5 protein-coding genes are annotated in these 6,715 nt (G+C 43.1%); all 5 read left to right on the top strand.

The annotated features are described in order from the left end of the window. The first annotated feature begins 306 nt into the window (after positions 1-306). Positions 307-2,106 (top strand): glutamine--fructose-6-phosphate transaminase (isomerizing), encoded by a 1,800-nt coding sequence (gene glmS / locus FS666_RS05660; RefSeq protein ID WP_144461382.1) that lies wholly within the window; start codon positions 307-309, stop codon positions 2,104-2,106. Between the two features lie 312 nt (positions 2,107-2,418). Further along, positions 2,419-3,000 (top strand): TetR/AcrR family transcriptional regulator, encoded by a 582-nt coding sequence (locus FS666_RS05655; RefSeq protein ID WP_144461383.1) that lies wholly within the window; start codon positions 2,419-2,421, stop codon positions 2,998-3,000. A 156-nt stretch (positions 3,001-3,156) separates the two neighbouring features. Next, positions 3,157-5,004 (top strand): ABC transporter ATP-binding protein, encoded by a 1,848-nt coding sequence (locus FS666_RS05650; RefSeq protein ID WP_144461384.1) that lies wholly within the window; start codon positions 3,157-3,159, stop codon positions 5,002-5,004. 385 nt (positions 5,005-5,389) lie between these two features. After that, the gene (locus tag FS666_RS05645; protein ID WP_144461385.1) at positions 5,390-5,959 is read left to right on the top strand and encodes a dienelactone hydrolase family protein; all 570 of its coding nucleotides are present in this window, start codon (positions 5,390-5,392) and stop codon (positions 5,957-5,959) included. A gap of 320 nt (positions 5,960-6,279) precedes the next feature. Further along, positions 6,280-6,432 carry a GNAT family N-acetyltransferase gene (locus FS666_RS20620; protein ID WP_368730951.1) on the top strand — a complete coding sequence of 51 codons (153 nt, stop codon included), beginning with the start codon at positions 6,280-6,282 and terminating at the stop codon, positions 6,430-6,432. Positions 6,433-6,715: the final 283 nt, after the last annotated feature.

Here is a 6,715-nt window from a genome sequence, read left to right as displayed (position 1 = left end):
AATATAGTATGATATTCATGTTTCACTTTTATTCTGAATGGAAAGGAGCATTGAAAGGTTTTTAAAAAAAGCGCCCGAACTGGTGAATGTACTTGAAATAGCAGATCGCCAGTTGACGAGGAGGAGGTTTATCGAACGTTCGGCGGATACCTCCCGGCTGCGGCACACAGTCGAATTTTCTTTCGTAAATCATGCGAGGCGACTCGATGGACAAAGGAAAGGAAATGTGCCCGATAGAAATGGAGATCGAAAAAGAGGGCAAGTGTGCCCTCGCGCTGCTTGCCCTCACTCACAGGAGGAAAAAAGATGTGCGGAATTACCGGTTATATCGGAATAAATGATGCGAAGGAAATATTGTTGAAAGGCCTGGAAAAGCTTGAATATCGCGGCTATGATTCGGCCGGAATTGCTCTCGGAAATCAAGAGGGCCCCCATATTTTTAAAGAAAAAGGGCGTATTGCCGATCTGCGGGCAGTGGTGGACGAAAAAATAACGGCCAGAGCGGGAATCGGACATACACGCTGGGCTACGCACGGTGCGCCCAGTAAAGCGAATGCCCATCCGCATCAAAGTGCTTCAGGGCGTTTTACGCTCGTTCATAATGGAGTCATCGAAAACGAATCGGAGCTTAGGGCGGAATATTTACAAGATGTGAAATTCAACAGTGATACAGACACGGAAGTGATCGTTCAACTTGTGGAGAAGTTTGCGAAAGACATGGAGACGGAAGAAGCTTTCACGAAAACCCTCCGCCTGCTGAAAGGATCCTATGCAATCGCGATGCTGGATGCGGAAATGCCTGATACGATATTTGCAGCAAAGAATAAAAGCCCGCTGTTGATCGGCGTCGGAGAAGGCTTTCATGTCGTGGCAAGTGATGCCACGGCGATGATTCAAATTACGGATCAATTTATTGAGCTGATGGATAAAGAAGTTGTTATTGTAAAAAAAGACCGGGCAGACATTTACAATTTGCAGGGCGATAGTCTAATCAGGGAGCCATACAAAGCAGAACTGGACGCAACGGATATCGAAAAAGGAACGTATCCGCATTTTATGCTGAAAGAGATTGACGAACAGCCGCTCGTCATGAGGAAGATCATCCAAGCGTATCAGAATGCAGATGGCGACCTTGAGATCGACAGCGATATTAAACAAGCCATGGCGGCTGCAGACCGGATTTATATTGTAGCCTGCGGAACAAGCTACCATGCGGGATTGGTTGGAAAGCAGCTGATTGAAAAGATGGCGGGAATTCCGGTGGAAGTGCATCTCGCCAGCGAATTTGGCTATAACATGCCTTTGCTTTCAGAAAAACCATTATTTATCTTCATTTCCCAGAGCGGGGAAACAGCGGACAGCAGAGCCGTATTGGTAAAAGTGAAAGAAATGGGTTATCGTGCTTTAACGATTACGAATGTTCCCGGCTCGACGCTTTCAAGAGAAGCGGATTACACAATGCTGCTGCATGCGGGACCAGAAATCGCCGTCGCGTCAACGAAGGCATACACAGCACAGATTGCTGTATTAGCGATCTTGGCATCCGTTTCGGGCGCTGCCACAGGCGGTTTGGCCGAACTTGATTTGGTAAAAGAACTCGGCATCGCTGCCAATGCAATGGAAACTTTATGTGATGCAAAAGAAGAATTCGAGCAGATTGCAGCGGAATACTTGCCTTCGGCCATCAACTGCTTTTTCATCGGCCGCTCCATCGACCATTTTATCGGATTGGAAGGTGCGTTGAAGCTGAAAGAAATATCCTATATACAGGCAGAGGGATTCGCCGGTGGAGAACTGAAGCATGGCACTATTGCATTGATTGAGGAACAAACGCCTGTCATAGCGCTCGCGACGCAGGCTGGAGTCAATGGAAGCATCAGGGCAAACGTGAAGGAAGTCGCTGCGCGCGGCGCGAGCACTTGCATCATTTCCATGCAAGGCCTTGAATCAGAGGGAGACCGCTTCGTACTGCCGGCAGTCCATGAATTGCTCACACCGCTGGTCTCAGTCATCCCACTGCAGCTGATTGCCTACTATGCGGCGCTACACCGCGGGTGTGACGTTGATAAGCCGAGGAATTTGGCAAAGAGCGTGACGGTGGAGTGATGGATGAGGTGATTTAACGGCATCTGTGGCTTTAAAATAAAGTTGCGATGTTTAAAACAAAGTCACGATGTTTATAAAATAGATGCGAAGTTATACCCCTTTGGATATGATTGTCTAAAGGGGTGTTTTTGTGGCGAAAAGAAAAAGAACATCTAAAGTCGATAAGTGGAGTTACAAACAATTCAAACAAAATGGATGTCTTTTTTGTATAAGATTTCAAAGCCACATCAACTTTTAAATTGACACAAATCAAAACATGTGCTTTAATGTTTTTATACTGAATAGTCGGTATAAAAAAGGGGGGATTGTCAAGTGAACAAAAAACAGCATATGTCTGAGCATACAAAAGCGCTAATTGCGTCTAAAGCCGCCGAACTTTTTTCGCAAAAAGGGTATAAAGCCACAACAATGGATGATATATGCGTAGCTACAGGAATGAGCAAAGGCAGTGTATATTATCACTTTAAGAGCAAAGAAGTTTTATTTCTTTATCTTTTGGAAGGAAATCAACAGGAACAACAGGAGAAATGGGAACAAGCGATAGCGAATGTGAGTTCAGCAAGACAAAAACTTTATTTGCTGGCAGAACAATATGCAGAGATGGTTCAGGCGCCTCTGGCGATTGAAGAATTTTTAGGTACTCAGCAAAACAGTCAAGTATACGAAAAGTTATCGGCTTTGAGACGTAGCGGAATTCCAACGATAGAGAAAATCGTGGAGGAAGGAATGGAAAACGGAGAATTTCTTAAGGATGACCCTGTACAATTGGCGAATATTATCGGCGGTATTTTGGACGGTTTGGATTTATCCGCTGATGGATTGAGCTTGGAGCAAAGAAAGGCCATCTATCGGAAGGGGGTAACGATTATACTAAAAGGAATTGAAAATGCATGATGAAGTATATTACTAATGCCCAATATGTTTTGGGCTGTCATATTTTATACCGAATAGTCGGTATAAGAAGAACAAATGAAATTACATTTGTCTATTTTTGGCAATTGGCATCATTATATGCAGCTGATATTTATTAGGTGAGAGGAGAGGAATGGATTGAAAAGTGAGAGTGAAGGAACGGCTCCAAAAGCGAATTGGAGAACGTTTTTACAACTGATTGCAAAAACAAAATTACCGAAAATAGTCATAGTCTTGGCTGTTATACTAAGCTTTTTTGAAACAGCAGGTGCTTTGATTGTGCCCTTATTTACCGGTACATTAGTTGATCATTTAGCTAGAAATACTCTGAATGGGATGCTTATTTTTATGCTAATTGGCGTGTTCATCTTACAGGCAGCTGCTGGTGGGTTATCATACTATTTGATGAGTTACATGGGTGAATTAGTCGTGGCGAATATGAGAAAGAGATTGTGGAAACGAGTGCTTCACTTGCCGATTTCTTATTTCGATTTGAACTCCTCCGGGGAAACGATGAGTCGGATCAACCATGATACGGAGACAGTCAAGGGACTGATTAAGGACCACTTGATTTCATTTGTTTCTGGAGTAATTACGATCATTGGGGCAGCAGTAATTCTGTTTATATTGGATTGGCGAATGCTACTGATCATGCTTATCGTTGCTCCAGTCTCAATTGTCATTTTGATGCCAGTAGGAGGGAAAATGAATAAGACTGCCCGAGGTATGCAGGATCAGATGGCACGTTTTACAGCAAGCATGTCCCGTGTACTTAGTGATATCCGTCTTGTCAAAGCATACAATGCGGAATCTGATGAAGAAAGGCGGGGTACTGACGCAATTGATGGCCTATTCCGGTTCGGTTTAAGTCAAGCCAAAATAATGGCCATCATCGGTCCACTTATGGGACTGGTCACAATGGCAGTACTGGTCGTTTTAATTGGTTACGGCGGTGCCCGTGTTGCATCAAACACCTTATCAGCTGGTACTTTGGTGGCAATGATTCTTTACATGTTTCAAATCGTCTTCCCATTTACCCAACTAGTCTCGTTTTTTACTGAATTTCAAAAAGCGATGGGTGCAACAGAACGGGTGCAGCATATTCTTGTTCGGCCTCCTGAAGCAATGAATCATACAAATGTGAAAAAAATCGTTTTACCTGAGGGGGATAAAGATATTCATTTTCGGAACATATCATTTCGTTATCCATCGGATGAACGAAATGACATGAGGGAGAACAAATCACAGATACAGAAAATTGGGTCTGAGGAGGGAGAAAAGGAACTCGTCCTATCTGGGGTAAACTTTTCGATTCCAGCTGGAACTATGACAGCTATCGTCGGTCCCAGTGGCAGTGGAAAATCGACTATGTTTGCCCTGCTAGAACAATTTTATTGGCCAAACCAAGGAGACATTCTCTTTGGAGATATGTCGATCCGTGACTTTGAACTTACAACTTGGCGAGATCAGATCGGATATGTCTCCCAGGAAAGTCCACTTATGGATGGAAGTATTCGCGACAACATATGTTACGGATTGGCGGATGTCACAGAGGAAAGGATTCGCATGGCTGCAGAAATGGCCTATGCAGCGGACTTCATAAACGAACTTCCGGAAGGGTATGAGACACAGGTTGGAGAGAGAGGTATCAAACTGTCTGGTGGACAAAGGCAGCGAATTGCCATTGCTCGTGCTTTAATCCGCAATCCAAAAATTTTACTGTTGGACGAGGCGACTTCCAGTTTGGATAGTGATTCTGAGCACAAGATTCAGCAAGCACTGCAATCATTAATGGCTGGACGGACTACACTGGCCATAGCTCACCGGTTATCTACTGTAGTCAATGCGTCTCAAATCATCGTTCTTGAAAAAGGAAGGATTACGGGTATCGGCACTCATTCTGATTTAATTGAAACACATACGTTGTACCGTAGATTGGCAGAACAGCAGTTTCGAAAAGGGGATAAAGATATAGCAACACCTTAGTAATCGAAAGCTGGCGAATACTTCATAATCTCAACATTAGCTTGTTGAAGAGTGATGAACCGTGAATTTAGTTCATTTTATATGAGGTAGAGGGCGCCAGGCTACGATATACCTCTGGATTTGTCTTTTTTGTTAATCTTATTAAACTCCATTATGTTACTCCACGATCTGGCCATATAGTGGAGCAACACAGTTATGAGATCATGCTAAAATTAGGAAGATATTGTGAAGAAATGTGCTTAAAGTAATAGGCAGGATTATTGAATAAGCAAGGGGTGGGTTTTATTAAGGTAGATATTTCTAAATCGTAAAGTTCTGGCAGGTCAAACAGGCTTTCTTGTTGAAACTTAGAAATATGAAATTCATTAAATTGGAGAAAAAAACGATGGCAGAAGTTTTGTTGTTACACCATGTTTTAGGCCGAACGAAGGGGATTGAAGCAATCGCCGATCAATTGAGAGATGCGGGGCATACTGTGCACGTGCCAGATTTATTTGACGGCCGCATATTTTCCTCGCAGGACGAAGGCTCGGTATTTGTGAAGGAAATCGGATTTGAAGAAGTGACGGCGCGCGGCGTTCGGGCAGCCAGTGAGCTTTCACGCGATATCGTCTATGCTGGTTTTTCACTCGGTGTCCCGGCAGCACAGCAGCTCGCTCAAACTCGTGAAGGCGCTAGAGGCGCACTGTTTTTTCATGCCTGTCTCCCGACCTCGGCGTTCGAATCTCAGTGGCCGGCTGACTTGCCTGTGCAAATTCACGCCATGAGTGCAGATCCTTTTTTCGTTGAAGATGGCGACATCAACGCGGCCCGTGAGCTTGTGGCGTCGGCCAATCACGCTGAACTTTTTCTGTACGAAGGCAAGGAACATCTCTTCACCGACAGCAGTTTACCGTCTTACGATGCTGACGCGACGAAACTTGTGATCAAGCGGGTTCTCGACTTTCTCGCATAGTTGTTAACGAAAAAATTTTCAGCAGCTGGGACATAACTATACCAAAATAGTAAGAAAAGCGCGGAGCGCCTGTTTAAAAACGTAGCGACTGGAGCAAAAAATCAACTGAGATAATGTAATAACGGTGAGCTTGCGAACTAATGATGACTTATCGTAGGGCGAGTTGTGAAGTCGCCCAGTTTTTGGCGCTTAGAGCTGGATCAGGAAGCGCCACTTTTGCTTTTTTATCTTTTAAAAAGGGTAGCTTCATATTCCCCCCCTAATTTCTTTAGAAAATAATTTTGTTTTTGCTAACTCCATATCGCTACTACGCTATAAGAGTGTTATTTAAAGCTTGTTTGGAGTGGTCTAAAAATCAAAATGCAACATCATTAGATTTAAGCGTCTGGGAGTTCAACAAGAAAGCCATTTCTTTTTATGAAAGTTTTGGAATGGAAACAATCAGTAGAAAAATGACTTTGCGAATTGAGTAATCACAATTTATTAAATTAAAGATTTTCTACTAGTTTGTGAAAAAGTGTACTTAAAGTAACAGGTGCTTTACTTCAAGAACAAACTTCAACAATCTGGCGCGTTTGTGGAACAACACAGTTGGAAAATGATCAAACTTTTTTATAAAAGTTGTATAGTATTTCACAAAGAAAGAATCCGTTTTAATCAATCTTTTTTCAAAACGGGTTCTTTTAATTTAACCCTTAATCCGTGACTAAATTTATCTAAAAACCATCCGAAAGCTAGTGAAATCAAGTATAATAC

The sequence above is a fragment of the Siminovitchia fortis genome (assembly GCF_007681465.1).
In the GTDB taxonomy this organism is placed as follows: domain Bacteria; phylum Bacillota; class Bacilli; order Bacillales; family Bacillaceae_C; genus Siminovitchia; species Siminovitchia fortis.
Note: the sequence above shows the minus strand (reverse complement) of the source record. Positions and strands in the feature narration are given on the sequence as shown.